This window comes from Frankia sp. AgKG'84/4 (assembly GCF_023242965.2).
GTDB lineage: Bacteria > Actinomycetota > Actinomycetes > Frankiales > Frankiaceae > Frankia.
Window position 1 is genome coordinate 1 of sequence record NZ_JALKFU020000887.1, and the last position, 865, is coordinate 865.

At 72.0% G+C, this 865-nt stretch carries 1 protein-coding gene; it reads left to right on the top strand.

The genetic code is table 11. The features are described from left to right. Window positions 1–597: 597 nt before the first annotated feature. Window positions 598–865, top strand: a 268-nt coding sequence (locus tag MXD58_RS25850; RefSeq protein ID WP_250610324.1) for an FDXHR family putative zinc-binding protein, incomplete at its 3' end; no start/stop codon positions are given.

An 865-nucleotide genomic window follows, 5' to 3' on the forward strand; every position in this document is an offset into this window, starting at 1 on the left:
GGCCTGCGGCCAGGCCAGCGCGACACCGACGCCCGGCACCGACAGCAGGGCCAGCGGCTCCCGCCCGGGCCGCCGCGCGGCCCACAACGGGGCCAGCGGATCACCGGTCGCCGTCGGCGACCGGCCCAGCGTCGCCGAGTCCATACGGTCATTCTCCTTGTCGGGTCCGACAGTTTCACCCACCGTCCGCGCCCGGAACCGCCGGGCGGGCCACTCCCCCACGCCCGGTGCACGACGGGCACCCGGACCGAGCCTCCGATGATCAACAAAGGTTCTCGCTTCGGGTGGTGTAGTTTGCCCTTCTACTTCTTGATCGATGTACGCCGACATGCTGTCAACGGCGTTGATTATCTTGCTTGGTGGGCGCCTGGTTCGGGGCGTCGGGAACGACGAGGAGGCGGGAGACCGGCCCTGCCCGGAACGGGTAGGGCCGCGGGCAGGGCGCCGCGGGGGACCGGGACGCCGGGGTCGGTCCCGGGTTTGCCCACCGGCCGCGACGCGGCACAGGGCCGGAAAGCGGAAATGCCCGCGTTCGAAACGTGAAGCGGTGACAATCCCGGTCGACGGGGAATCTCGAATCGGGGGAAGGGCGGATTCATGCCTGGACGGGACAGCGAGTACGAGCGTCCCCTCCTGCTCAGCTGCGGCGGCTGTGATGCCTGTTGGACGGCGCTGACCGCGGCGCACTGCCCGACGTGTCACGCGACGTTCGCCGGGGCAACCAGCGGTTTTGATGCCCATCGGGTCGACGGGGCCTGTGAGGCGCCGCCGCGGGTGGGACTGCGCGAGGACCGCGGGTACTGGCTGCTCGGCGCCGAGCGGCCGCCGGGCCGGATCCTGCACCGCGCCCGGGCCGACTCGGCGC